Raw genomic sequence first — 23804 nt, 5'->3', positions numbered from 1 at the left:
TCACTCGTCCCTAAACGATAAAGTGAATGTGCTTTTTGCCATGAAACGGCGAGATCTCAATTTTGGTTTTGACCCTGAACACATCCCAAAGCAATGACTCGGATAAGATGTCCTGCGGCGTTCCGGTCGCCACAATTTGCCCTTTCTGCATCACAATCAGCGAGTCGCAGAACATTGAAGCGTGGTTGAGATCGTGGATGGCGACGATACTGGTAACGGGTAATTGGCTGATCAACTGCATCAGCTGCATCTGATGATGGATATCCAGGTGGTTGGTCGGTTCATCCAGCAGGATTTCGGTTGGCGTTTGCGCCAGCGCGCGGGCAATATGCACCCGCTGACGCTCGCCGCCGGACAGGCTCAGCCAGCCCTGCTCGCTGCGGTCCAGCATATCGACACGCTGCAGAGCCGCGGTGACGGTGTCGTCATCCTGCGCGCTCCAGTTAGAAAAAGGGGAGTGGTGCGGAATACGTCCAAGTTTGACCACGTCGCGCACGCGCATGTTGGCGTCGGTCATCCCGTGCTGCTCAACGAACGCCACCCGGCGGGCAAGCTGCTTTTTGGCGATGCGGGAAATGTCCTGCCCGTCCAGGGTCACGCTGCCCGCATCCGGGCGACGCAGGCCTGCCAGGATACGCAAAAGGGACGATTTGCCGCAGCCGTTAGGACCAAGCAAACCCACCGTTTCGCCGCGTGAAACCTTCAGCGAGACACCATTGACGATAACTTTTTTGCCTACCTTCCAGGTAATATTTTCAGCGCAGATACTCATCACTTATTCCTTGAGCGGTAGATAATCACGGCAAAGAAAGGTACGCCCACCAGCGCGGTGACCACGCCGACGGGCAGGCTTTGCGGCGCAATCAGCATCCGCGAGGCGATATCGGCCAGCACCATCAGGATCGCCCCCGCCAGCGCGCTGGCAATCAGCAGCGTGCGGTGCAGCGGCCCGAACAGGAAGCGCATGACGTGAGGCACCACCAGCCCTACAAAGCCGATTGAGCCTGCCATGCTGACGATGGTCGCGGTGATCAGTGCCGTGGTGGTAAACAGGGCAAGACGCACCCAGGGCACGGCAATGCCTAAGGAGGCAGCCGCGTCATCACCAAAGGTAAAGGCGTCCAGCGCCCGGGAATAGTAGAGGCAGACGGCAAGGCCCGCCAGCACGACAACCAGCGCCAGCTGGAATTCCGGCCAACGCACGCCGCTAAAGCTGCCCAGCAGCCAGAACATCACGTCGCGCGCCTGCTGCGCGCTGGCGGAGGTGCTGATGGTGTAGGCGGTAATGGCGTTGAAAAGCTGAGATGCAGCAACGCCTGCCAGAATGGTGCGTTCATTGCCGCCGCGCGCGCCGTTCGTCAAAAAGGCGACAAACGCAAAGGCGGCGAACGCCCCGGCAAACGCGCCCGCAGAGAGCGACACCGCGCCGGTGCCGATGCCCAGGACGACGACCGACACCGCCCCGGTTGAGGCACCCGCCGACACGCCGAGCACGTAAGGTTCCGCCAGCGCGTTCTTCAGCAGGCTTTGCAGCACGGCACCGCAGATGGCTAAACCGGCCCCGCAGCAGGCCGCCACCAGCGCGCGGCTCAGACGAAAGTCCCAGATCACGCTCTCATAGATGCGGTTGAGCGGAACGTCGGTCAGCCCCAGCTTATTACCAATAGCGTAAAAGACGTTGGACAGCGGAATCGACAGCTCGCCGACGCTGACGCCAAGAGCAATCACTAAAAACAGCAGGACAACGGCAAGCAGAGCGGAAGTGGTCAGGAGCAGGCCCTGGCGGGCCTGAAGTACGGCTGCCGTCATCAGTTCAGCCCCAGTTTTCTGAGCTGTTCACCCACCTGTTCAGCACCGTAAATCGTACGAATCGTCGGGTTCATCGCCTGACCGTCCATCACCACGATATGGCCTTTTTTGACGGCATCAAGCTGGCTCACGGCAGGATCGCTTTTCAGGAATTTGATTTTCTCATCCGCGTTATCCAGCGCCCAGCGGTTGCGGTCCAGACTGGAGACGACAATCACATCAGGGTTCGCGGCAATAATACTTTCCCAGCCGACGGTCGGCCATTCGGTCTCAGCGGTAATGGCGTTATGGCCACCCAGTACGTTAGCAATAAAACCGGAGGCGCTGTTTTTCCCGCCGACATAGGCATCTGCCGAAGGCGAGGCGCTTGAGAACCAGAAAACAAACGAGAGATCTTTTTTGTTTTTACCAAATTCCTGACGCAGGTCGGCCTCACGTTTTTTGAAATCAGCGATAACGGCCTGGCCGCGCGCTTCAACGTTGAAAATCTTCGCGAAATCTTCAATCTCTTTATAAAGGTACGTCATATCCCACAGCGTCTGGCGGCTGCCGTACATATCGCCTGCCGCTTTTTTGGTGGCGCACATGCCTGGAGATAAATAGCTGTTCACGCCGACGGTAGCCAGATCTTCACGTTTTGCGACCTTACTTTCCGGCCCAAGCAGCAGGGGCAGCTGTGCAGGAACAAAATCGGGGTTTTGCGCAAGGATGGATTCAAGAGTCGGAATTTCGACGGTCAGGGTTTTGATTTTTGCATTCTGCTCAGCCAGTTGCGGCAGCACTTTGGTCGGCCAGAAGGCGCTGGCTTTGACCTTATCTTCCAGCCCCAGCAGGAGCAAAATTTCCACGGTGTTCTGACCGAGGGCCACGACGCGTTCCGGCGCTTTAGTGAATGTCTCTTTATAGCCACAGTTTTCAATCGTCAGAGGATATGTGGTTGCCAGAGCAGAACTGACCGACGCAATCGCCAGGCCTAACGCGCAGATGACCTTCTTCATGAAACGCTACCCTTCATTAATATTATTTTTGATGCAAATGAAACGCATTATTAAGGCGGAATTTTATACAGAGGAAAATATATTGTGTCAATGAGGGACAATTGCGCAGGGTGACGAAAAGCGGCGCCATAAGCGGCGCCGGAATGACCGGTTAAAGCAGGCTCTCTTTATCGATTCCCAGACGCTTCATGCGAGAGAGCAGGGTAGTTCGTTTCAGCCCCAGCCGCTGAGCTGCGCCCTTCGGTCCGGCTACCACGCCGTTGGTCTCTTTTAGCACGCGCAATATCAGCTGATATTCATCTTCGCCTTCCTGCGCGACTTCTGCCGAAAGCGTGGGGGCTTCCTGAAGGGAGACTTCAGGCAAAGAGAGCTGCAGCACGTTCCCGCGCGTCAGCAGCACCGCGCGCTCAATGACGTTTTCCAGCTCGCGCACGTTGCCGGGCCACTCCATCGACGAGAGGGTACGTAGCGTTTCGGCAGGAATACTGTCGATATTCCTCCCCATCCGGCGGGCAATCTTCGCGGTAAAGGCTTTAACCAGCAGCGGGATATCCTCAGGTCGCTCGCGCAGCGGCGGCAGGCAGATCGGAAAGACGTTCAGACGATAGTAGAGATCGCTGCGAAACTCGCGGTCGGCGACCATTTTTTTCAGGTCGCGGTTGGTGGCGGCAATCAGCCGCACGTCGGTCTGGATCAGCTTGTTGCTGCCGAGGCGCTCAAACTCCTGCTCCTGCAAAACGCGCAGCAGCTTGGGCTGCAGCTCCAGCGGCATATCGCCCACTTCGTCGAGGAACAGCGAGCTTTTATCCGCCAGTTCAAAACGGCCCAGCCGCTGGCTGCTGGCCCCGGTAAACGCGCCGCGCTCGTGGCCGAAGAGGTCACTTTCCAGCAGACCCGCGGGCATCGCCGCGCAGTTCATCTTCACCATCCGCCGGCTGTTGCGGTTGCTCAGGTTATGAATGGCGCGGGCTATCAGCTCTTTACCGGTGCCGGTTTCACCGAGGATCAGCACCGTGCTGTCGCTCTGGGCCACCATCTCCACCTGCTTAAGCACGCTGTACATGGCATCGCTGCGCCCGATGATTTCGCCAAACTCGCTGTCCACGTTGTTGAGCTGTTCGGTCAGGGCCAGGTTTTCGTCCACCAGCCGCTCTTTCAGGCGGTGGATCTCCTGATAGGCGAGGGCGTTATCCAGCGCGATGGAAATACGCTCGGCGATCTGGCGCAGCAGCTTCAGGTTGGCGGTGGTAAACACGGCTTCATCGCACTGCGCCAGTTTGAGCACCCCAAGCATGGTGCTGCCGGACATCAGCGGCAGCAGGCACAGGGTCTGAATTTTATTGCCCCAGGTGTTAAACAGCATCCGCTCGTACGGCGCCACCGGGTCCTGCTCGCTGAGATTCAGCAGCAGGATCTCTTTGCTTTTAAATACCCGCTCAGAAAGGGTGCCCGCTTCGTCCACCTCGCTCTGCTCGTGCGCCGGGTTGGCCTCATCAAGATAGTGGGTGGAGTAGATGTTCAGCTTGCCTTTGCGGTTCCCGCGTAGCGCGATGCTGATGGCGTCGATCCTGAAATAGTGGTGGATCTCCTTGGCGACTTCGCTGACCAGCTCGTCCATGTCGAGCCTTGAGAGTACGGCGTTGGTGATGGCGACCAGAATGCGGAAGTTATCGCGCTCGCGGCTCAGCAGGTCGTAATCGACGTTATTGGTGACGCGGCTTTGGATCTGCTCCGCGACGACGGCCACAATCTGCGTGAAGGTATGCAACCGCTCGTACTCCGCCTCGCTCCAGGGCTGGTCGGTATTGCGGATAAACTCGCAGCCGCCAAAAATATGGCCCTCCGCCGCCAGCGGCAGCATGCCGTAATGACCGAAAGGCTGATAGAGATTGCTCTCTGCCAGCCGCGGCCATGCCATCCGAAACTCTTCAAAATTGCAGTGCAGCACTTCAGGCCGGGAGAGAATGCGGCGCACCGGGCCGTGCGCGAGGTACGTTTCGTCTTCGTATTCAAACGTTTTGCCATTCTCGCGCGTGGAATAGTAGCTCGCGCGGTGCGTTCCGCTATGCCAGAGCACAATCGCCGCGCTGTCCGCCAGCGCTGATTGCCTGACCAGCCGCGTCAGGGCATCGCTCAGCGCGCCGAGATCGGGCTGTTGTAAAAGTGTGCGCGTGATGTCAAACAGGCCCTGCTGTCCAAGATCGCTCATCGGTGTATACGGCATTATTGCTTTCCAATAGAAACTGGCAAAAAAGAGACTTCACTGCTGACCGCTTATGGCGCGGTTCTAGCAAATTCGGGGTAACGGCTCAGCGTGCGGCAGATCCAGCGTGCGCTTCACGCCATAAAGTCCGGTCAGGCGCACCCCTTTGCGCTCAACCACGTCGCCAATGATGGCCGCGTCTTTCCCTAAGGGATGCGCTCTCAGCTGTTCAAGTACGGCTTCCGCCGCCGAACGTTCCACGCCGATCGCCAGCTTGCCCTCGTTGGCAAAGTTTAGCGGGTCAAGCCCTAAAAGCTCACACAGCCCCCGCACGGCAGGCTTAACGGGCAGGTCGCGCTCACTCAGTTCAATCCCGCACCCGCTGCTTGCGGCGAACTCGTGGACAACGGCATTCACCCCGCCCCGGGTGGCGTCGCGCAGGGCTTTGACGCCCGGCATGTCGCGCAGCGTCTGGATAAGCGGGGTGAGCACCGCGCAGTCGCTGCGAAGCTCGCCGTCCAGCCCCAGACCTTCGCGCAGGTTCAGGATGGTTGCCCCGTGGCAGCCCAGCGTTCCGGTCACCAGCAGCACGTCGCCCGCGCTAAGGCGTTGCGCGCCCCAGTGAACGTCGGCGGGGATCGCCCCCATGCCGGCGGTGTTGATGAAGAGCTTATCCGCCGCGCCGCGCTGGACCACTTTGGTATCCCCGGTGACGATAGCGATCCCCGCCTCGCGGGCGGTGTGCGCCATGCTGTTGACCACTGCCGCAAGCGTCTCCATCGGTAATCCTTCTTCGAGGATAAATCCGCAGGAGAGGTAGCGCGGAATGGCGCCGCTGACGGCCACGTCGTTGGCCGTACCGCAGACGGCGAGCTTGCCAATATCGCCGCCCGGGAAGAATAGCGGGTCAATCACGTAGCTGTCGGTGGAGAACGCCAGCCGGTCGCCGTGTGCGGTGAGGGTTGAGAGCGCGATGCGCGCCTGATCCTCCTGCTCGGCGAGCCAGGGGTTATTAAAGGCTTCCATAAACAGCCGGTTAATCAGCTGCTGCATCGCCTGTCCACCGCTTCCGTGCGCCATTTCCACCGTGTTCATGCTTCACACTCCTGGTTGCGATACTGATACCACGCGGCGCAAGCCCCTTCAGAGGAGACCATCAGCGCGCCAAACGCGGTTTGCGGGTTACAGGTGTTGCCAAATAGCGGGCAGTGATGAGGTTTGCATTTGCCGGTAAGCACCTCGCCGCAGCGGGCCCGGGGATCGTCGCACACCTGCTGCGGCTGAGGGCGGAAGTGCGCTTCGGCATCAAATTCGCGATAGGCAGGCGTCAGGCGCACGCCGGATTCCGCAATCAGCCCCAGCCCGCGCCACTCGCTGTCGCCCTCAACGCTAAACACGTCGGCTATCGCCTGCTGTGCCCGTTCATTTCCCGCATCGGGCACCACGCGGCGGTACTGGTTTTCGACCGCGCTCAGGGACGCTATTTTCTGCTCAACCAGCATGGCTACGCCTTGCAGTAGATCAAGCGGTTCGAAACCAGCCACCACTAACGGACGATTGTACTGCTCAGCGATAAAACCGTAGGCGTCTGTGCCAATTACCATGCTGACGTGGCCCGGCGCCAGAAACGCATCGATGCCGTTGTCTGGCTCTTCGAGCAGGCTGCGCAGCGTGGGAATGAGCGTAATATGCTGGCAGAAAAAGAAAAAGTTAGTGACGTTGCGCGCTTTCGCCTGCTGCAGCGTGATGGCCGTAGCGGGCATGGTGGTTTCAAAACCCAGCCCGAAAAAGACGACCTTGCGCTCAGGGTTAGCCTCTGCCAGCGTCAGGGCATCCATCGGCGAGTAAACGATCCGCACGTCCGCGCCGCGCGCCTTCGCCTGCAGCAGCGAGCCGTTTTTCCCCGGTACGCGCATCGCGTCGCCAAAGGTGCAGAAAATGACGTGGGGCTGGCCGGCAATTTCGATGCAGCTGTCGATACGCCCCATCGGCAAAACGCACACCGGGCAACCGGGGCCGTGAATAAACTCGATGTTCTCCGGCAGCAGCTGGTCGAGGCCAAACTTGAAGATGGCGTGCGTGTGCCCGCCGCACACCTCCATGATCCGCAGCGGCCTTTCGTTCGTGTAGTCCAGCAGCGCCGCGCGCGTTTTCAGATGTCCGATAAGCTGCATCACCTGTTCTGGCGCGCGGTATTCATCAACGTAACGCATAGGCTAGCGCTCCTCGCCGTACAGGAGCGCGCCCACGTCCGGCTCCACGTCAAACATGTTTTGCAGCGCGTCCAGCGTGTCGCGGGCTTCCGCTTCGTTAATCACGCTCATCGCAAACCCCACGTGGACCAGCACCCACTGGCCGAGGCGCGACGCGCCCGTCTCATCGGTGCTGCCCACCAGCGTCAGGTCGACGTCGCGCAGGATCCCGCAAACCTCCACTTTGGCCTGATTGCCGTCGAGGGAATGGATTTGTCCCGGTACGCCTATGCACATCGTTCGCTCTCCAGCCAGTCCAGCCAGGCGTCCATGCCGTCGCCGCGCGTGGCGGAAACCAGCAGGATGTGAATGTCCGGGTTCACCTCGCGGGCATAGGCCAGGCACTTATCCACGTCGAAGTTCAGGTACGGCAGCAGATCGACTTTGTTCAGCAGCATGAGGGAGGCGGCGGCGAACATGTGCGGGTACTTCAGCGGCTTGTCCTCCCCTTCGGTCACGGAGAGCACCGCCACTTTATGCCGTTCGCCGAGGTCGAAGCTTGCCGGGCATACCAGGTTACCGACGTTTTCGATAAACAGGATGCCGTTATCCGCCAGCGGCAGGCGAGGGGCGGCGTCGGCAATCATCTGCGCATCCAGGTGGCAGCCCTTGCCGGTGTTAACCTGGATGGCGGGCGTCCCGGTTTCGCGGATGCGCGCCGCGTCGTTAACGGTTTGCTGATCGCCTTCGATAACCGCGCAGGAGACGCGTTCGTTCAGGCGCTTGAGCGTTTCGGTCAGCAGCGTGGTTTTACCGGAGCCGGGGCTGGAGACCAGGTTGAGCACCAGCTGTTGACGGGCCGCAAAGCGGGCGCGGTTGCGGGCGGCAAGCTGGTTATTTTTGTCCAGCACGTCGATCTCCACCTCCAGCATCTGGCGCTGGCTCATGCCCGGCGCGTGGGTGCCCGCTTCGCCGTGGCCGTAATGCAGGTCGCCCGCGTCGGAACGCTGCGGCGCAAAGGTGATGCCGGTCAGGGCCGCCGCAGGACGCGGGGCAGGGGAAAAGGGCGCGGAGCGAAACGCGGAGTGAGGACGGTGTTCATCCCCTTCTATATACAGGTTGCCTTCGGCGCAACCGCAGGTACTACACATAACTTACTCCTTCTCGATTTCGAGGCGCAGGATCTGCATGCCGTCATCCGCCACGATGCGAAGACCCGTGCTCTGACACTGCGGGCAGCGCTGAACCTTTGATGAGAGCAGGGTGACGTACTGCTGACACTGCTCGCACCAGCACTCTGCCTGCTGCTCTTCAATATGCAGCGCGCAGCCTTCCGCCAGCGTGCCGCGGCACACCAGTTCAAAACAGAAGGTGAGGGCGCTGCTCTCGACGCAGGAAAAGGCGCCGACCTTCAGCCAGACGCCGGTGACGCGCTTCGCGTGGTTCTGCACAGCCTGCTGTTCGATAAGTTCCAGAGCCCGCTGGCAGAGGGTGATTTCGTGCATGACGCCTCCTCAATGATTTGCGCCAGTAAATGCAATAAGGGTGCCAGCTTGATTTGCGTTACGGCGTGACGATGTCAGCGCTGTCGAAATGACACGTCGACACGGCGGCGTTGACAGTGTCTTTTTTGATAAAAATCATTCAAATCAACAAATTAAAAACTGGCACGGAATCTGCTTAACAGCCGCTATCTCCATTAACCGGATACCTTCTATGACTATTTGGGAAATTAGCGAAAAAGCGGATTACATCGCGCAGCGCCACCAGCAGCTTCAGGATCAGTGGCACCTCTACTGTAACTCTCTGGTTCAGGGGATCACCCTGTCAAAAGCCCGACTGCATCATGCGATGAGCTGCGCGGCGCAGGGGGATATGCGCTTTGTCCTGTTCGGGCATTTCACGGTCTTTGTGACCCTGGCAGACAGCTTTAACAGCCACACCATCGAGTACTACGTTGAGAATAAAGAGGGTGAAAAACAACGTATTGCGCAGGCGCAGCTGATGGCCGACGGCATGGTCGACGGCTACGTCAGCAACCGCGATCGCCAGCAGGTGCTTAAGCACTATCTGGAGAAAATCGCGCCGGTTTACAACGGTCTCTACGCCGCGGTTGAGCACGACTTGCCGGTCGACCTCAAACAGCTCGTCGTGGGAAAGGCCCCCGCAAATCTTGCCTGATAACCGAATGTCGAAAAGTGTCGATGAGACAGTTTTTCGTCGTCAAAAATGACCATCACCAGAGGATTGCCCGGTGAACCGTTTTGTAATTGCTGACTCGACGGTCTGTATTGGCTGTCGGACCTGTGAGGCGGCGTGTTCGGAAACGCACCGCCTGCACGGGCTGCAGTCCATGCCGCGCCTGCGCGTCATGCGTAATGAGAAAGAGTCTGCCCCGCAGCTCTGCCACCACTGTGAAGATGCCCCGTGCGCGGGCGTCTGTCCCGTCAATGCCATCACCCGCGTCGATGGCGCGGTCCAACTGAACGAAAGCCTGTGCGTGAGCTGCAAGCTGTGCGGCATCGCCTGCCCGTTCGGTGCCATTGAATTCTCCGGCAGCCGCCCGCTGCATATCCCAGCGAACGCCAATACCCCGAAAGCGCCGCCTGCGCCACCGGCTCCGGCACGCGTGAGCACGCTGCTGGACTGGGTGCCCGGCATCCGCGCTATTGCGGTGAAGTGCGACCTGTGCAGCTTTGACGAACAGGGCCCGGCCTGCGTGCGGACCTGCCCGACCAAAGCGCTGATCCTGGTTAACATCCGCGATATCGCCCGCACCAGCAGGCGCAAGCGCGAGCTGACCATTAATACCGACGTCGGCGATCTTTCGCTTCTGCAGGCGCTTAACGAGGGGGCGAAATGAACGCGATATTTATGATTAACAGCGCCGTGGCGTACTTTGTCGCTGCCGCCGCGCTGGCGCTGGTGTTCTCTTTCCATAAAACCCTGAGCGGCTGGATAGCCGGTATCGGCGGGGCAGTCGGGAGCCTGATGACGCTGGCGGCGGGCGGTGTCGTCCTGCTCGGCGGACAATCCGTGGAAACACTCATGCCGCTGATTCGCCACACCGTGGCGATTACGCCGCTGAACGCCATCTGGCTGGTGACCTTTGGCCTGTGCGGGCTGTTTATCAGCCTGTTCAATATCGACTGGCACCGTCATCAGCAGACCAAAGCCAACGGCCTGCTGGTCAATCTGCTGATGGCCGCCGCGGTCTGCACGGTTATCGCCAGCAACCTTGGCGCGCTGGTGGTGATGGCGGAGATCATGGCGCTGTGTGGCGTGTTCCTGACCGGCTGCAGCGCCTCCGGCAAGCTGTGGTTTGCGCTCGGACGCCTCGGCACGCTGCTGCTGGCGCTGGCCTGCTGGCTGGTGTGGCAGCGTTTCGGCACCCTGGACTTTGCCGCGCTTAACGGTCAGCCGCTGGGGAACGACGTCTGGCTGCTGGGCGCACTCGGCTTTGGCCTGCTGGCCGGGATTATCCCGCTGCACGGTTGGGTCCCGCAGGCGCACGCGAATGCCTCTGCGCCCGCCGCCGCGCTGTTTTCGACGGTGGTAATGAAGGTCGGTCTGTTCGGCATTTTGACGATTACCCTGACGGGCGGTCAGCCGCCGCTGTGGTGGGGGGTAGCGCTGCTGATTGCGGGAATGATCACCGCCTTTGTCGGCGGACTGTACGCCCTGATGGAGCACAACATCCAGCGTCTGCTGGCCTATCACACCCTGGAAAACATCGGCATCATCCTGCTCGGCATGGGCGCGGGCGTCACCGGGCTGGCGCTCAGCCAGCCGGCGCTGATTGCCGCCGGGTTTGTCGGCGGTCTGTATCACCTCGCCAACCATAGCCTGTTTAAAACCACTCTGTTCCTCGGCGCGGGCAGCGTCTGGTTCCGCACCGGCCATCGCGATATCGAAAAGCTCGGTGGGATTGGCAAAAAGATGCCGATGATTTCACTCGCCATGCTGGTGGGGCTGATGGCGATGGCCGCGCTGCCGCCGCTGAACGGCTTTGCCGGGGAGTGGGTGATCTATCAGTCCTTCTTCGCGCTCGGCCAAAGCGACGCGTTTATCGCGCGGCTGCTCGGCCCGCTGCTGGCGGTGGGCCTGGCGATTACCGGGGCGCTGGCGGTGATGTGCATGGCGAAGGTCTACGGCGTCACCTTCCTCGGCGCGCCGCGTACCCGTGAAGCGGAAAACGCCTGCTGCGCCCCGGTACTGATGGCCACCAGCGTGGTCGCGCTGGCGCTGTGCTGCATTGTGGGTGGGGTTGCCGCGCCGTGGCTGCTGCCGCTGCTGGGCCACGCCGTTCCGCTGCCGCTGGCGACGGCGCATACCGTTGTCTCCCAGCCGATGATTGCGCTGCTGCTGATCGCCGGGCCGCTCCTGCCGTTCGTGCTGATGCTGTTCTTCAGACGCGACCGTCTCGCCTCCCGCTCTCGCGGCGCGGCGTGGGCCTGCGGTTATGAACACGAGCCGTCAATGGTTATCACCGCCCACGGTTTTGCCATGCCGGTGAAGGAGAACTTCGCCGCCGTGCTGAAGCTGCGCCAGTGGCTTAACCCGCAGGGCTGGGTGCCGGGCTGGCAGAGTGCTGCCGTGCCCGTGCTGTTCCGCCGGCTGGCGCTGATCGAGCTGGCGGTGCTGGTGGTGATTGTGATTTCACGAGGAGCCTGACATGAGTCTGTTACTGGCAATTCTTCAGGCGCTGGTGCTGTTCGCCGCCGCGCCGCTGCTGTCGGGCATCACGCGCGTGGCGCGCGCCCGAATGCACAACCGTCGCGGGCCTGGCGTGCTCCAGGAGTACCGCGATCTCTTCAAGCTGCTCTCCCGCCAGAGCGTCGCGCCGGATGCCGCAGGCTGGGTGTTCCGCCTGACGCCGTTCGTGATGGTCGGCGTGATGCTCACCATCGCCACCGCGCTGCCGGTGGTCACGGTAGGCTCGCCGCTGCCGGTGCTCGGCGATCTGATTACGCTCATCTACCTCTTCGCTATCGCGCGCTTCTTCTTTGCGATTGCCGGGCTGGATACCGGGAGCCCGTTTACCGGCATCGGCGCCAGCCGCGAGGCGATGCTCGGCGTGCTGGTTGAGCCGATCCTGCTGCTGGGGCTGTGGGTGGCCGCGCAGGTTGCAGGTTCGACCCACATCAGTTTTATCACCGACACCGTTTACCACTGGCCGGTGGCCCGCTCCATCCCGCTCGTGCTGGCACTCTGCGCCTGCGCGTTCGCCACGTTTATTGAGATGGGCAAGCTGCCGTTCGATCTCGCGGAAGCGGAGCAGGAGCTGCAGGAGGGGCCGCTCACCGAGTACAGCGGCTACGGCTTCGCGGTGCTGAAGTGGGGCATCAGCCTTAAGCAATTGGTGGTGTTGCAGATGTTTGTGGGCGTTTTCTTCCCGTGGGGGCAGATGACGCACTTCTCTGCAGGCGGCCTGCTGCTGGCCGTGGTGGTTGCCGCCCTCAAGCTGCTGGTCGGCGTGCTGGTCATCGCCCTGTTTGAAAACAGCATGGCGCGCCTGCGTTTTGCGGCAACCTCGCGCATCACCTGGGCCGGTTTTGGTTTTGCATTTTTAGCGTTCGTCTCCTTGCTGGTGGCGTGATTAAAGAGAGTGTTTATGTCTGAAGAAAAGAAAGGTCAGCAGTATCTCGCCGCGTTGCATCAGGCTTTCCCCGGCGTGGTGCTGGAGGAGTCCTGGCAAACCAAAGATCAGATCACCATTACCGTGAAGGTGAACTACCTGCCGGAAGTGGTGGAGTTTATCTATTACCAGCAGGGCGGCTGGCTGTCGGTGCTGTTCGGCAACGACGAGCGCCAGCTGTGCGGTAACTACGCGGTGTACTACGTGATGTCGATGGAGCAGGGCGAGAAGTGCTGGCTCACCGTGCGCGTCGAGGTCGACCCGAATAAGCCGGAATACCCGTCCGTGACGCCGCGCGTTCCTGCCGCCGTCTGGGGTGAGCGCGAGGTGCGCGACATGTACGGCCTGGTGCCGGTCGGCCTGCCGGACGAGCGTCGTCTGGTGCTGCCGGACGACTGGCCGGATGAACTCTATCCGCTGCGCAAGGACAGCATGGATTACCGCCAGCGTCCGGCCCCGACCACCGACAGCGAAACCTACGAGTTCATCAACGAGCTGGGCAGCAAGAAGAACAACGTGGTGCCGATCGGCCCGCTGCACGTCACCTCCGACGAACCGGGCCACTTCCGCCTGTTCGTCGACGGCGAAAACATCATCGACGCCGACTACCGCCTGTTCTACGTCCACCGCGGCATGGAGAAGCTGGCGGAAACCCGCATGGGTTACAACGAGGTCACGTTCCTCTCTGACCGCGTGTGCGGCATCTGCGGCTTCGCCCACAGCACCGCCTACACCACCTCGGTGGAGAACGGCATGGGGATCGTGGTGCCGGAGCGCGCGCAGATGATCCGCGCTATTCTGCTGGAGGTGGAGCGCCTGCACTCGCACCTGCTGAACCTCGGCCTGGCCTGCCACTTTGTCGGCTTTGACTCCGGGTTTATGCAGTTCTTCCGCGTGCGCGAAGCGTCGATGAAGATGGCGGAGATCCTCACCGGGGCGCGTAAAACTTACGGCCTGAATCTGATCGGCGGGATCCGCCGCGACCTGCTGAAAGACGACATGATCAAGACCCGCCAGCTGGCGCAGCAGATGCGCCGGGACGTGCAGGATCTGGTGGACATGCTGCTCAGCACGCCAAACATCGAGCAGCGCACCGTCGGGATTGGTCGCCTCGATCCGGAAATTGCCCGCGACTTCAGCAATGTCGGCCCGATGGTGCGCGCCAGCGGCCACGCCCGCGACACCCGCGCCGATCACCCGTTCGTCGGCTACGGCCTGCTGCCGATGACCGTCCACAGCGAACAGGGCTGCGACGTTATTTCTCGCCTCAAGGTGCGTATCAACGAGGTCTACACCGCCCTGAACATGATTGACTTCGGGCTGGACAACCTGCCGGGCGGTCCGCTGATGGTGGAGGGCTTCACCTACATTCCAAACCGCTTTGCCCTCGGCTTTGCCGAAGCGCCGCGAGGGGATGATATCCACTGGAGCATGACCGGCGACAATCAGAAGCTCTACCGCTGGCGCTGTCGCGCGGCGACCTACGCCAACTGGCCTACCCTGCGCTATATGCTGCGCGGTAACACGGTCTCTGACGCCCCGCTGATCATCGGCAGCCTCGATCCGTGCTACTCCTGCACCGACCGCATGACGGTGGTGGACGTGCGCAAGAAGAAAAGCCAGGTAGTGCCGTACAAAGAGCTTGAGCGCTACAGCATCGAGCGCAAGAACTCGCCGCTGAAATAAGGACACGCCATGTTTACCTTTATCAAAAAAGTGATCAAAACCGGCGCGCAGACCAGCAGCTATCCGCTGGAGCCGATCCCGGTGGATAAAAACTTTCGCGGCAAGCCGGAGCACAACCCGCAGCAGTGCATCGGCTGCGCGGCCTGCGTCAACGCCTGCCCGTCGAACGCCTTAACGGTGGAAACGGACCTCAAAACCAGCGAGCTGGCCTGGCAGTTTAACCTCGGGCGCTGCATCTTCTGCGGCCGCTGCGAGGAGGTCTGCCCGACGATCGCCATTCGACTTTCCCAGGAGTACGAACTAGCGGTGTGGAAAAAAGAGGATTTTCTCCAGCAGTCGCGCTTCGCGCTGTGCAATTGCCGCGTCTGCAAGCGTCCGTTCGCCGTGCAAAAAGAGATCGACTACGCCATCGCGCTGCTGCAGCACAACGGCGACGCCCGCGCGGAGCATCACCGCGAAAGCTTCGAAACCTGCCCGGAGTGCAAACGTCAGAAGTGCCTGCTGCCGTCCGACCGCATTGATATTACCCGCCATATGAGAGAGGCCAGCTGATGGAAAACTTACTCGGCCCGCGCGACGATAACGGCATTCCGGTGCCGCTGACGGTGGAGGAGTCCATCGCCAGCATGAAGGCGTCGCTGCTGAAAAAAATCAAACGCTCGGCCTACGTCTACCGCGTGGACTGCGGCGGCTGCAACGGCTGTGAGATCGAGATCTTCGCCACCCTGTCGCCGCTGTTTGACGCCGAGCGCTTTGGCATCAAAGTGGTACCGTCCCCGCGTCATGCGGACATTCTGCTGTTTACCGGGGCGGTGACCCGCGCCATGCGATCGCCCGCGCTGCGCGCCTGGCAGTCCGCGCCGGATCCGAAAATCTGCATCTCCTACGGCGCCTGCGGCAACAGCGGCGGCATCTTCCACGATCTTTACTGCGTCTGGGGCGGCACCGACAAAATCGTGCCGGTGGATGTCTATATTCCGGGCTGCCCGCCGACGCCTGCCGCCACGCTGTACGGCTTTGCGATGGCGCTCGGCCTGCTGGAGCAGAAGATCCACGCCCGCGCACCTGGCGAGATCGACAACCAGCCCGCGGCCATTCTGCATCCGGACATGGTCCAGCCGCTGCGCGTGAAGGTGGACCGCATGGCGCGCAGGCTGGCGGGCTACCGCTACGGGCGTCAGATTGCCGACGATTACCTGCGCCTGCTGAGCCAGGGCGACCATCAGGTGGCGCGCTGGCTGGAGGCGGAAAACGATCCGCGTCTCAATGAGATCGTGGCAAACCTGAACAGCATTGTGGATGAGGCGCGTATCCGATGAGTGAAACGGTGGTGTTCAGCCAGCTGAGCCGTAAGTTTATTGATGAGAACGATGCCACGCCGGATGCGGCGCAGCAGGTGGTCTATTACAGCCTGGCGATTGGGCACCACCTCGGGGTGATCGACTGTCTGGAGGCGGCACTAACCTGCCCGTGGACGGAATACCTGGCGTGGATCGCCACGCTGGAGGAGGGCAGCACCGCGCGGCGCAAGATGGAGGGCGTGCCGAAGTACGGCGAGATCGTTATCGACGCCAACCATATCACGATGCTCGCCAACGCCTTTGACGCGGCGCTCGGCAGGCAAACCCCGGCGCAGCAGGCGTGGAGCAAAACGCTGCTCGGCATGCTGCACGATATTCATCAGGAGAGCGCCATCTACCTGATGGTGAGGAGATTACGTGACTGACGTTTTACTGTGTGTCGGCAACAGCATGATGGGCGACGACGGCGCGGGCCCGCTGCTGGCGGAGATGTGCGCCGCAAAACCGCAGGGCGACTGGGTGGTGATTGACGGCGGCAGCGCGCCGGAAAACGATGTGGTCGCCATTCGCGAGCTGCGTCCGGAAAGGCTGCTAATCGTCGATGCCACCGATATGGGGCTCAACCCGGGCGAGATCCGCCTGATTGACCCGGACGACATCGCCGAGATGTTTATGATGACCACCCACAATATGCCGCTGAACTACCTGGTCGATCAGATTAAAGACGACGTGGGCGAGGTGCTGTTTTTGGGGATCCAGCCGGACATTGTCGGGTTTTATTACCCGATGACGCCGCCGGTGAAGGCGGCGGTGGAGGAGGTGTATTCGCGGCTGGCGGGGTGGGTTGGGGATGGAGGGTTTTCTCCGCTCTGAGCAGTGCCGGGTGGCGGCTACGCCTTACCCGGCCTACAAAACCGTAGGCCCGGTAAGCGCAGCGCCACCGGGCAACAGGCTACGCCAGATCCGCCCCGTTACTCGCAATCACCTTCTTATACCACCAGAACGATTTCTTGCGCTTGCGGTCCAGCGTGCCGTTCCCGGCGTCGTCGCGGTCAACGTACACAAACCCGTAGCGCTTGCTCATCTCGCCCGTTGAAGCCGACACCAGGTCGATGCAGCCCCAGGTGGTGTAGCCCATCAGCGGCACGCCGTCCTCAATCGCATCGCCCATCGCGCGGATATGCTCGCGCAGGTAGCTGATGCGGTAGTCGTCGTTGATCTCGCCGTTTTCATCAATGACGTCCTTCGCTCCCAGGCCGTTTTCCACCAGGAACAGCGGCTTCTGGTAGCGGTCGTACATCATGTTCATGGTGATACGCAGGCCGAGCGGATCGATGCCCCAGCCCCACTCGCTTACCTGAATATGCGGGTTACGCAGGGACTTCACGATGTTCGCCGCGCTGGTGTTGCCCGCGTTCATGTCCGCCGACGCGCAGCGCGAGGCGTAATAGCTGAACGAGACAAAGTCGACGGTGTTTTTCAGCAGTTCGTCGTCGCCGGGATCTTTCACAATCACCACGCCTTTTTCGCGGAAAACGCGGGCAGAGTAGGCCGGATAGCTGCCGCGCGCCTGCACGTCGATAAAGAACAGGTTCTCGCGGTCTTTTTCCAGCGCCATCCACACGTCTTCCGGCTTGCAGGAGTACGGGTAGAAGTTACCGCCAGCCAGCATGCAGCCGACCTGGTTTTCCGGGTTCACCTCGTGAGCGATTTTGGTCGCCAGCGCGCTCGCCACCAGCTCGTGATGCGCGGCCTGGTATTTCACCTGATCCTCGTTTTCACCTTCCTCAAACACCAGCCCCGCGCCGGAGAACGGGCTGTGCAGCATGATGTTGATTTCGTTGAAGGTCAGCCAGTATTTCACCAGCCCGTTAAATTCCTCGAAGCAGGTGCGGGCGTAGCGGGCGAAGAAATCGACCATCTTACGGTTGCGCCAGGAGCCGTACTCCGTCACCAGGTGCATCGGCACGTCGAAGTGGCAAAGCGTTACCAGCGGCTCAATGTTGTACTTTTTACACTCTTCAAACACCGCCCGGTAGAAGGCGATGCCCTCTTTATTTGGCAGCGGCTCGTCGCCGTTCGGGTAGAGGCGGCTCCAGGCAATCGAGGTGCGGAACACCGTAAAGCCCATCTCCGCCATCAGGGCGATGTCCTCTTTATAGCGATGGTAAAAATCAATCGCTTCATGGCTCGGGTAAAACTCATCGTCACGCAGCGAAAAACGCTTTTCCTGACCGACCTTCACCGCCAGGCGATGCGCGCCGTGGGGGATCATATCGACCGTCGTCAGTCCTTTGCCGCCTTCACGGTAAGCACCTTCACTCTGGTTGGCGGCAAGCGCGCCGCCCCATAAAAATCCTTGTGGAAAAACAGACATTCTTACCTCGCTTTCAATTTATGCTTTTGCTGCGTTGTTCTGTACCGGTGCGGTCTGAAGGGCGCGCGCTTTTTCAGCCTCGTCTTCGACCGGGATATCCTCAAACCCTAACAGCAGGGTCAGAACAAATGACAGCACCACGGCCAGCCCCATTACGCCAAACACCCAGACGATGGTCATCGGGTTGGCCGGGTCGAAGAACTGCACGCTGGTAAACAGCCCCGGCGCCGCCATCGAGTGGCTGGCAAGGCCTGCCATACCCGCCACCGCGCCGCAGATAAAGCCGCTGATCAGGCTCGCAATCAGCGGACGCTTCAGGCGTACCGCTACGCCGTACAGGGCCGGTTCAGAGATCCCCGCCATGATGGCGGAGGCCGCCGCGGCCAGTGCCGTCTGGCGCAGTTCCGGGTTTTTCGTTTTCCATGCCACCGCCAGCGACGAGCCGCCGAGCGACAGGTTGGCGCCGATTTCTGACGGCATCACCATTCCTTCTTTGCCCGTTTCGGCAATGGTCTGAATGATGGTCGGCGTAAACACGCGATGCATCCCGGTCATCACCAGTAGTGGCCACAGTGCGCCCATGATGGCGACGGAGAGCCAGCCCAGGTAGCCGTGAATGGTGTAAACCAGCGCGGAGATGGCGCTACCGATCCAGATCCCCAGCGGGCCAATCAGCACGATGGCGAGCGGGGCGGCAATCAGCACGATCAGCATCGGCTTGAGGAAGTTTTTGGTCACCGCCGGGGTGATGCGATCCACCCAGCGTTCGATATACGACAGGCACCAGGTCATGACCAGCGCCGGGATGACGGTATAGGTGTATTTCACCGCCGTCACCGGAATAAAGGCGAACTCAACGTGCTCGCCCTGCGCGGCTTTCGCCATCAGTTCGATAAAGCTCGGGTGCACCAGCACGCCCGCGATGGCAATCGCCAGCGACATATTGGTTTTAAACTTCACCGCCGCCGAGGCCGCCACCATCAGCGGCAGGAAGAAGAACGCCCCGTCGCCTATGACGGTCAAAATGGTGAGCGTCGGCGCGCCTTTTTCCAGCACGCCAGTCATTTCGAGGATCATCGCCAGCAGCTTGACCATCGAACCGCCGATGATCGCCGGGATCAGCGGCGACATGGTGCCGATCAGCGCGTCGAGGATCCCGGCACCAATGCGGCGTAACGTCAGCTTCTGCGGGCCTTCCGGTACCACGGGCTGCAGGTCAACGGGCAGCAGGCTCACTACTTCGCGGTACGCTTGTGAAACCGTGTTGCCAATAATCACCTGGCACTGGTTGTCGTTACGCACCACGCCAAGCACGCCGCTGATGCTTTTCAGGCGCGCAACGTCGGTAAGATTTTCGTCTTTCAGAACGAAACGCAGGCGCGTCATGCAGTGGGTGACGGCGACGATGTTCTCTTTGCCGCCCAGCGCGCTGATAACGTCGTTTGCCAGCGCAGCGTAGTTTTTGGCCATCGGATCTGTTCCTGTTATCGTTGTGTGAAATGTAGGAAACCGGTTCCACATAATCATCATGAGTTTCTTTTGTTGAAACAAGACCGCTTTTTGGACATTTTTTCTTTTCGTGATGAAGATCGCAGTGGGGTGTAGAAAGCGTGACGTCGTCGCTGCGACAATTTTTTCGCGGTGCAGTACACTGCCCGCATGAGTTTCGGATGGAAGAACAATATGACCACGATGCTGGAAGTGGCGAAGCGGGCAGGCGTATCGAAAGCGACGGTCTCCCGGGTGTTGTCGGGCAACGGCTACGTTAGCCAGGAGACCAAAGACCGGGTTTTTCAGGCCATTGAAGAGAGCGGCTATCGCCCGAACTTGCTGGCGCGAAACCTGGCGACCAAACGCACCCAGACGCTTGGGCTGGTAGTGACCAACACCCTGTATCACGGCGTCTACTTTAGCGAGCTGCTGTTTAACGCCGCGCGGATGACGGAAGAAAAAGGGCGGCAGCTGATCCTCGCCGACGGCAAGCACAGCGCCGAAGAAGAGCGCGAGGCGATCCAGTATCTGCTGGATATGCGCTGCGATGCGGTAATTATCTACCCGCGTTTTCTGAGCGTGGAAGAGCTGGACGAGCTCGTCGAGAAATGCGAGCAGCCGATTATGGTGCTTAACCGCCGCCTGCGGAAAAACAGCAGCCACAGCGTCTGGTCCGATCATAAAGCCTCGTGTCAGGACGCGGTGTCGCAGCTGATTGCGAAAGGGCACCGGGAGATTGCCTTTATCACCGGTTCGCTGGATTCCCCCACCGGGGTTGAGCGTCTTTCCGGTTACAGGGATGCGCTGGCGCAGCACGGTATTGCAGCGCGTGACGCGCTTATCGCCGAAGGGAAGTGGAACCCGGCCAGCGGCGCGGCGGCGGTCACTCAACTCCTCTCCCGCGGCGAACCGTTTACCGCGCTGGTGGCGAGCAACGACGATATGGCGATCGGCGCCATCAAGCAGCTGCACGACAGCGGGGTCGCCACGCCGGACGCGGTGTCCGTCATCGGCTTTGACGACGTGGCGATTGCGCCCTACATCGTGCCGTCGCTCTCCAGCGTCCGTATTCCGGTGACGGCGATGATCCAGGAGATCGTCAGTCGCCTGATTTTCATGCTCGACGGCGGAGAGTTCAAATATCAGCAAACCTTTTCTGGCGAGCTTGTCCTGCGCGACTCCGTTACCGATGGCCCGCACCGCTGACGTCGACATCTGTCATCGTCACTAATGACGATGACAGAAACGCTGCGTTTTTATTATCCTTAAAAATCAGTGTGTTAAATATTGGCACGGTTTATGAATAGCTTCGCGCATAACAGTTATGCCGGAGAAGCAGATGAACCGTTTTATAATGGCCGATGCCAGCAAGTGCATTGGTTGCCGTACCTGTGAAGTGGCGTGCGTGGTTTCCCACCAGGCGGAGCAGGATTGCGCCTCTCTCACTCCCGATACCTTCCTGCCGCGCATTCACGTCATTAAAGGTGTGAATATTTCCACCGCCGCCATCTGTCGCCAGTGTGAAGATGCGCCGTGTGCCAACGTCTGTCCGAACGGGGCGATTAAGCGCGAGAAGGGCTTTGTGCACGTGATGCAGGAGCGCTGCATCGGCTGCAAAACCTGCGTGGTGGCGTGTCCGTATGGCGCGATGGAGGTGGTTGTCCGCCCGGTGGTGCGCAACAGCGGCATGGGGCTGAGCGTGCGGGCGGAGAAAGCCGAAGCCAATAAATGCGATCTTTGCTATCACCGCGAAGCCGGCCCGGCCTGTATGGAGGCCTGCCCGACGCACGCGCTGGTCTGCGTGGATCGTGACAAGCTTGAGCAGATGAGCGCAGAAAAACGCCGTCGCGCGGCGTTCGACACCTCGTCATCGCTGCTGTTTTAAGCTGCGATGAGCGTTAACGGCGTACTGCTTCGGGTGCGCGGCAAAGTGCAGGGCGTGGGGTTTCGGCCCTTCGTCTGGCAGCTGGCGCACCGGCTGAAGCTTGTGGGCGATGTCTGCAACGACGGAGAGGGTGTCCTGGTGCGTCTCGCGGGTAATGGGGGGGACTTTACCGCGAGGCTGCATCAGGACTGCCCACCGCTGGCGCGCATCGATCGCGTTGAAACGCAGCCGTTCACCTGGGCGGACATGCCTGAGGACTTTACCATCCGCCACAGCGATCGCGGGGCGATGGATACGCAAATCGTGCCGGATGCCGCCACCTGCCCGGCGTGTCTGGCTGAAATGCGCGATCCCCGCGAGCGCCGCTATCGTTACCCGTTTATCAACTGCACCCACTGCGGGCCGCGGTTTACCATTATCCGCGCCATGCCGTACGACCGTCCGGCCACGTCGATGGCCACATTCCCGCTCTGCGCGCCGTGCGAAACCGAGTACCGCAACCCGGCCGACCGCCGCTTCCACGCCCAGCCGGTGGCCTGCCCGGACTGCGGGCCGCAGCTGGAATGGCGAGCCGGAGACACTATTGCCACTCGCGAATCGGCCTTAAATGCGGCGGTGAAGAGGCTGAAAAACGGCGGGATCGTGGCGGTTAAAGGGCTGGGGGGATTTCATCTGGTCTGCGACGCGCTTAACCCGCAGGCAGTGGCGACGCTGCGGGCACGCAAGCAGCGCCCGACGAAGCCGCTGGCGGTGATGCTACCGGATGCGGACGATCTGCCGGAGACGATACAGACGCTGTTACGCTCGCCCGCGGCACCGATCGTGCTGACGCCGAAAGCTTCGCTTCCCGCGTTTCCCGAGGAAATTGCCCCAGGGCTCGACTGCGTAGGCGTGATGCTGCCCGCGAACCCGCTCCAGCATCTTTTGCTGATGGACTGCCGGCGCCCGCTGGTGATGACCTCCGGCAACCTCAGTGGCAGGCCGCCTGCCGTCACCAACGCGCAGGCGCTGGAGGAGCTCGGCGGCATCGCGGACGGCTTCCTGCTGCACAACCGCGACATCCTGCAGCGCATGGATGATTCGGTGATGGATCGGGATGGCGCTATCCTGCGTCGTGCCCGGGGTTTTGTGCCCGATGCCGTCACGTTGCCCGCGGGTTTTGAGAATATCCCCGCCATGCTGTGTACCGGTGCAGAGATGAAAAACACCTTCTGCCTGGTGCGCGGCAACCAGGCGGTGCTGAGCCAGCACTTTGGCGATCTGAGCGACGAGGGCGTAGAGGCGCAGTGGCGCAGCGCGCTCTCGACGATGCAGGACATCTACGCTTTCCAGCCTGATAAGCTGGTGTGCGATGCCCATCCGGGGTATCGCGCGCGCCGGTGGGCGCAGGAGCAGGCGCTGCCCGTCGAAACCGTGCTGCATCATCACGCTCACGCGGCGGCGTGCCTGGCGGAGAACGGCTGGCCGCTCGGCGGCGGAGACGCTATCGCTCTGACGCTGGACGGGATCGGCATGGGCGAGAACGGCGCGCTGTGGGGAGGAGAGTGCCTGCGGGTGAACTATCTCGACTGCGAACGGCTCGGCGGCCTGCCTGCCGTGGCGCTGCCGGGCGGCGATCTGGCGGCAAAGCAGCCGTGGCGTAATCTGCTCGCCCACTGCCTGGCGTTTGTCCCGGACTGGCAACGCTACCCGGAAACGCGAGCGGTTCAGCGCCACAGCTGGCCGCTGCTGGCAACGGCGATCCAGCGTGGCATCAACGCGCCGCAGGCGTCGTCCTGCGGTCGTTTGTTTGACGCGGTCGCCTGCGCGCTGGGCATTGACGCGCAGCGCTACGAAGGCGAGGCAGCGTGCAGGCTGGAGGCGCTGGCATCGCAGTGCGCGGGCGTTGACCATCCGGTGATTCTGAAAGCGAATAACCTTGCGCTGTTCTGGCAGCAGTGGCTGAACTGGCAGGCGGAGCCCTGCGAGCGCGCGTGGGCGTTTCACGACGCGCTGGCAAAAGGGCTGGCTCAGCTCGCCGCGCGCCATGCCCGACGCTTATCGATTTCGACAATCTGCTTCAGCGGCGGCGTGTTGCACAACCGCCTGCTGCGCGCTCGCCTGCGTCATCATCTCTCTGACTTTACGCTTCTTTTTCCTTCGCGCCTGCCCGCAGGTGACGGAGCGATCTCCTTCGGGCAGGCGGTGGTTGCCGCTGCCCGGTCATGTTCAAAAAGGATTTAAA

Annotated in this window: 23 protein-coding genes; 12 read left to right on the top strand and 11 right to left on the bottom strand. The window is 61.0% G+C overall.

The genetic code is table 11. The annotated features are described in order from the left end of the window. Window positions 1–10: 10 nt before the first annotated feature. The 9 genes from ACMGGH_RS00675 to hypA all read right to left on the bottom strand — a co-directional run bounded on the left by ACMGGH_RS00675 (window position 11) and on the right by hypA (window position 8707). Window positions 11–772, bottom strand: coding sequence for an ABC transporter ATP-binding protein (locus ACMGGH_RS00675; RefSeq protein WP_048960092.1), 762 nt, complete (start codon window positions 770–772; stop codon window positions 11–13). After that, window positions 772–1809, bottom strand: a complete 1038-nt coding sequence (locus ACMGGH_RS00670) for a FecCD family ABC transporter permease (RefSeq protein WP_232948853.1) — start codon at window positions 1807–1809, stop codon at window positions 772–774. The genes ACMGGH_RS00675 and ACMGGH_RS00670 overlap by 1 nt, the downstream gene beginning before the upstream one ends. Then, window positions 1809–2807, bottom strand: a complete 999-nt coding sequence (locus ACMGGH_RS00665) for an ABC transporter substrate-binding protein (RefSeq protein ID WP_028014223.1) — start codon at window positions 2805–2807, stop codon at window positions 1809–1811. The genes ACMGGH_RS00670 and ACMGGH_RS00665 overlap by 1 nt, the downstream gene beginning before the upstream one ends. Before the next feature lie 151 nt (window positions 2808–2958). Next, window positions 2959–5031, bottom strand: a complete 2073-nt coding sequence (flhA, locus tag ACMGGH_RS00660; protein ID WP_232948854.1) for a formate hydrogenlyase transcriptional activator FlhA — start codon at window positions 5029–5031, stop codon at window positions 2959–2961. Window positions 5032–5094: 63 nt separating this feature from the next. Beyond that, window positions 5095–6105, bottom strand: a complete 1011-nt coding sequence (gene hypE, locus ACMGGH_RS00655) for a hydrogenase expression/formation protein HypE (protein WP_232948855.1) — start codon at window positions 6103–6105, stop codon at window positions 5095–5097. Beyond that, complete coding sequence (hypD, locus tag ACMGGH_RS00650; RefSeq protein ID WP_232948856.1) at window positions 6102–7223, bottom strand: hydrogenase formation protein HypD; 1122 nt, start codon at window positions 7221–7223, stop codon at window positions 6102–6104. Before hypD ends, hypE begins: the two co-directional genes overlap by 4 nt. Before the next feature lie 3 nt (window positions 7224–7226). Beyond that, window positions 7227–7499 carry a HypC/HybG/HupF family hydrogenase formation chaperone gene (locus tag ACMGGH_RS00645; RefSeq protein WP_028014219.1) on the bottom strand — a complete coding sequence of 91 codons (273 nt, stop codon included), beginning with the start codon at window positions 7497–7499 and terminating at the stop codon, window positions 7227–7229. Further along, window positions 7490–8353 (bottom strand): hydrogenase nickel incorporation protein HypB, encoded by an 864-nt coding sequence (gene hypB / locus ACMGGH_RS00640; protein WP_192978740.1) that lies wholly within the window; start codon window positions 8351–8353, stop codon window positions 7490–7492. The genes ACMGGH_RS00645 and hypB overlap by 10 nt, the downstream gene beginning before the upstream one ends. Window positions 8354–8356: 3 nt before the next feature. After that, the gene (hypA, locus tag ACMGGH_RS00635; protein ID WP_041908466.1) at window positions 8357–8707 is read right to left on the bottom strand and encodes a hydrogenase maturation nickel metallochaperone HypA; all 351 of its coding nucleotides are present in this window, start codon (window positions 8705–8707) and stop codon (window positions 8357–8359) included. A 211-nt stretch (window positions 8708–8918) separates the two neighbouring features. Between hypA and hycA the strand changes: the two genes are divergently transcribed. The 9 genes from hycA (at window position 8919) to hycI (ending at window position 16700) form a co-directional block, all read left to right on the top strand. Further along, complete coding sequence (gene hycA / locus ACMGGH_RS00630) at window positions 8919–9383, top strand: formate hydrogenlyase regulator HycA (RefSeq protein WP_232948857.1); 465 nt, start codon at window positions 8919–8921, stop codon at window positions 9381–9383. A gap of 73 nt (window positions 9384–9456) precedes the next feature. After that, window positions 9457–10065, top strand: a complete 609-nt coding sequence (locus ACMGGH_RS00625; RefSeq protein WP_028014215.1) for a 4Fe-4S dicluster domain-containing protein — start codon at window positions 9457–9459, stop codon at window positions 10063–10065. Continuing rightward, window positions 10062–11876, top strand: a complete 1815-nt coding sequence (gene hycC, locus ACMGGH_RS00620) for a formate hydrogenlyase subunit 3 (RefSeq protein ID WP_420299054.1) — start codon at window positions 10062–10064, stop codon at window positions 11874–11876. Before ACMGGH_RS00625 ends, hycC begins: the two co-directional genes overlap by 4 nt. Before the next feature lies 1 nt (window position 11877). Continuing rightward, window positions 11878–12801 (top strand): respiratory chain complex I subunit 1 family protein, encoded by a 924-nt coding sequence (locus ACMGGH_RS00615; protein ID WP_041908474.1) that lies wholly within the window; start codon window positions 11878–11880, stop codon window positions 12799–12801. A 15-nt stretch (window positions 12802–12816) separates the two neighbouring features. Continuing rightward, window positions 12817–14526 (top strand): NADH-quinone oxidoreductase subunit C, encoded by a 1710-nt coding sequence (locus tag ACMGGH_RS00610; RefSeq protein ID WP_232948859.1) that lies wholly within the window; start codon window positions 12817–12819, stop codon window positions 14524–14526. A 9-nt stretch (window positions 14527–14535) separates the two neighbouring features. Continuing rightward, window positions 14536–15078 (top strand): formate hydrogenlyase complex iron-sulfur subunit, encoded by a 543-nt coding sequence (locus ACMGGH_RS00605; RefSeq protein WP_232948860.1) that lies wholly within the window; start codon window positions 14536–14538, stop codon window positions 15076–15078. Then, window positions 15078–15845, top strand: coding sequence for an NADH-quinone oxidoreductase subunit B family protein (locus ACMGGH_RS00600; RefSeq protein WP_203463683.1), 768 nt, complete (start codon window positions 15078–15080; stop codon window positions 15843–15845). Before ACMGGH_RS00605 ends, ACMGGH_RS00600 begins: the two co-directional genes overlap by 1 nt. Next, window positions 15842–16252 carry a formate hydrogenlyase maturation HycH family protein gene (locus tag ACMGGH_RS00595; protein WP_028014209.1) on the top strand — a complete coding sequence of 137 codons (411 nt, stop codon included), beginning with the start codon at window positions 15842–15844 and terminating at the stop codon, window positions 16250–16252. The genes ACMGGH_RS00600 and ACMGGH_RS00595 overlap by 4 nt, the downstream gene beginning before the upstream one ends. Further along, window positions 16245–16700 (top strand): hydrogenase maturation peptidase HycI, encoded by a 456-nt coding sequence (hycI, locus tag ACMGGH_RS00590; RefSeq protein WP_232948861.1) that lies wholly within the window; start codon window positions 16245–16247, stop codon window positions 16698–16700. The genes ACMGGH_RS00595 and hycI overlap by 8 nt, the downstream gene beginning before the upstream one ends. Window positions 16701–16779: 79 nt before the next feature. On the opposite strand, the gene ACMGGH_RS00585 is transcribed toward hycI, so the two are convergent. Continuing rightward, complete coding sequence (locus ACMGGH_RS00585; protein ID WP_069732779.1) at window positions 16780–18204, bottom strand: 6-phospho-beta-glucosidase; 1425 nt, start codon at window positions 18202–18204, stop codon at window positions 16780–16782. A gap of 18 nt (window positions 18205–18222) precedes the next feature. Then, window positions 18223–19674 (bottom strand): PTS cellobiose/arbutin/salicin transporter subunit IIBC, encoded by a 1452-nt coding sequence (ascF, locus tag ACMGGH_RS00580; protein ID WP_045261256.1) that lies wholly within the window; start codon window positions 19672–19674, stop codon window positions 18223–18225. Between the two features lie 213 nt (window positions 19675–19887). Here ascF and ACMGGH_RS00575 point away from each other — a divergent pair, with 213 nt between their 5' ends. From ACMGGH_RS00575 to hypF, 3 genes are all read left to right on the top strand, one after another. Beyond that, window positions 19888–20901 (top strand): LacI family DNA-binding transcriptional regulator, encoded by a 1014-nt coding sequence (locus ACMGGH_RS00575; protein ID WP_032644912.1) that lies wholly within the window; start codon window positions 19888–19890, stop codon window positions 20899–20901. Window positions 20902–21034: 133 nt separating this feature from the next. Next, window positions 21035–21580, top strand: coding sequence for an electron transport protein HydN (gene hydN, locus ACMGGH_RS00570; protein ID WP_008499565.1), 546 nt, complete (start codon window positions 21035–21037; stop codon window positions 21578–21580). Window positions 21581–21586: 6 nt separating this feature from the next. Then, complete coding sequence (hypF, locus tag ACMGGH_RS00565) at window positions 21587–23803, top strand: carbamoyltransferase HypF (protein WP_126326384.1); 2217 nt, start codon at window positions 21587–21589, stop codon at window positions 23801–23803. The last annotated feature ends 1 nt before the right edge of the window (window position 23804 follow it).

It is taken from the genome of Enterobacter sp. BNK-16 (assembly GCF_048684955.1).
GTDB classification, from domain to species: Bacteria; Pseudomonadota; Gammaproteobacteria; order Enterobacterales; family Enterobacteriaceae; genus Enterobacter; species Enterobacter bugandensis.
This window is presented reverse-complemented; position numbering and strand designations above follow the sequence as displayed.

Coding starts and splice junctions, on each gene's coding strand:
- hypA (WP_041908466.1), bottom strand. CDS start 8,707: ATGCACGAAATCACCCTCTGCCAGCGGGCTCTGGAACTTATCGAACAG.
- hypE (WP_232948855.1), bottom strand. CDS start 6,105: ATGAACACGGTGGAAATGGCGCACGGAAGCGGTGGACAGGCGATGCAG.
- hypD (WP_232948856.1), bottom strand. CDS start 7,223: ATGCGTTACGTTGATGAATACCGCGCGCCAGAACAGGTGATGCAGCTT.
- hydN (WP_008499565.1), top strand. CDS start 21,035: ATGAACCGTTTTATAATGGCCGATGCCAGCAAGTGCATTGGTTGCCGT.
- flhA (WP_232948854.1), bottom strand. CDS start 5,031: ATGCCGTATACACCGATGAGCGATCTTGGACAGCAGGGCCTGTTTGAC.
- hypB (WP_192978740.1), bottom strand. CDS start 8,353: ATGTGTAGTACCTGCGGTTGCGCCGAAGGCAACCTGTATATAGAAGGG.
- hypF (WP_126326384.1), top strand. CDS start 21,587: ATGAGCGTTAACGGCGTACTGCTTCGGGTGCGCGGCAAAGTGCAGGGC.
- ACMGGH_RS00670 (WP_232948853.1), bottom strand. CDS start 1,809: ATGACGGCAGCCGTACTTCAGGCCCGCCAGGGCCTGCTCCTGACCACT.
- ACMGGH_RS00595 (WP_028014209.1), top strand. CDS start 15,842: ATGAGTGAAACGGTGGTGTTCAGCCAGCTGAGCCGTAAGTTTATTGAT.
- ACMGGH_RS00600 (WP_203463683.1), top strand. CDS start 15,078: ATGGAAAACTTACTCGGCCCGCGCGACGATAACGGCATTCCGGTGCCG.
- ACMGGH_RS00610 (WP_232948859.1), top strand. CDS start 12,817: ATGTCTGAAGAAAAGAAAGGTCAGCAGTATCTCGCCGCGTTGCATCAG.
- ascF (WP_045261256.1), bottom strand. CDS start 19,674: ATGGCCAAAAACTACGCTGCGCTGGCAAACGACGTTATCAGCGCGCTG.
- hycC (WP_420299054.1), top strand. CDS start 10,062: ATGAACGCGATATTTATGATTAACAGCGCCGTGGCGTACTTTGTCGCT.
- ACMGGH_RS00575 (WP_032644912.1), top strand. CDS start 19,888: ATGACCACGATGCTGGAAGTGGCGAAGCGGGCAGGCGTATCGAAAGCG.
- ACMGGH_RS00665 (WP_028014223.1), bottom strand. CDS start 2,807: ATGAAGAAGGTCATCTGCGCGTTAGGCCTGGCGATTGCGTCGGTCAGT.
- ACMGGH_RS00615 (WP_041908474.1), top strand. CDS start 11,878: ATGAGTCTGTTACTGGCAATTCTTCAGGCGCTGGTGCTGTTCGCCGCC.
- ACMGGH_RS00645 (WP_028014219.1), bottom strand. CDS start 7,499: ATGTGCATAGGCGTACCGGGACAAATCCATTCCCTCGACGGCAATCAG.
- ACMGGH_RS00585 (WP_069732779.1), bottom strand. CDS start 18,204: ATGTCTGTTTTTCCACAAGGATTTTTATGGGGCGGCGCGCTTGCCGCC.
- ACMGGH_RS00675 (WP_048960092.1), bottom strand. CDS start 772: ATGAGTATCTGCGCTGAAAATATTACCTGGAAGGTAGGCAAAAAAGTT.
- hycA (WP_232948857.1), top strand. CDS start 8,919: ATGACTATTTGGGAAATTAGCGAAAAAGCGGATTACATCGCGCAGCGC.
- ACMGGH_RS00605 (WP_232948860.1), top strand. CDS start 14,536: ATGTTTACCTTTATCAAAAAAGTGATCAAAACCGGCGCGCAGACCAGC.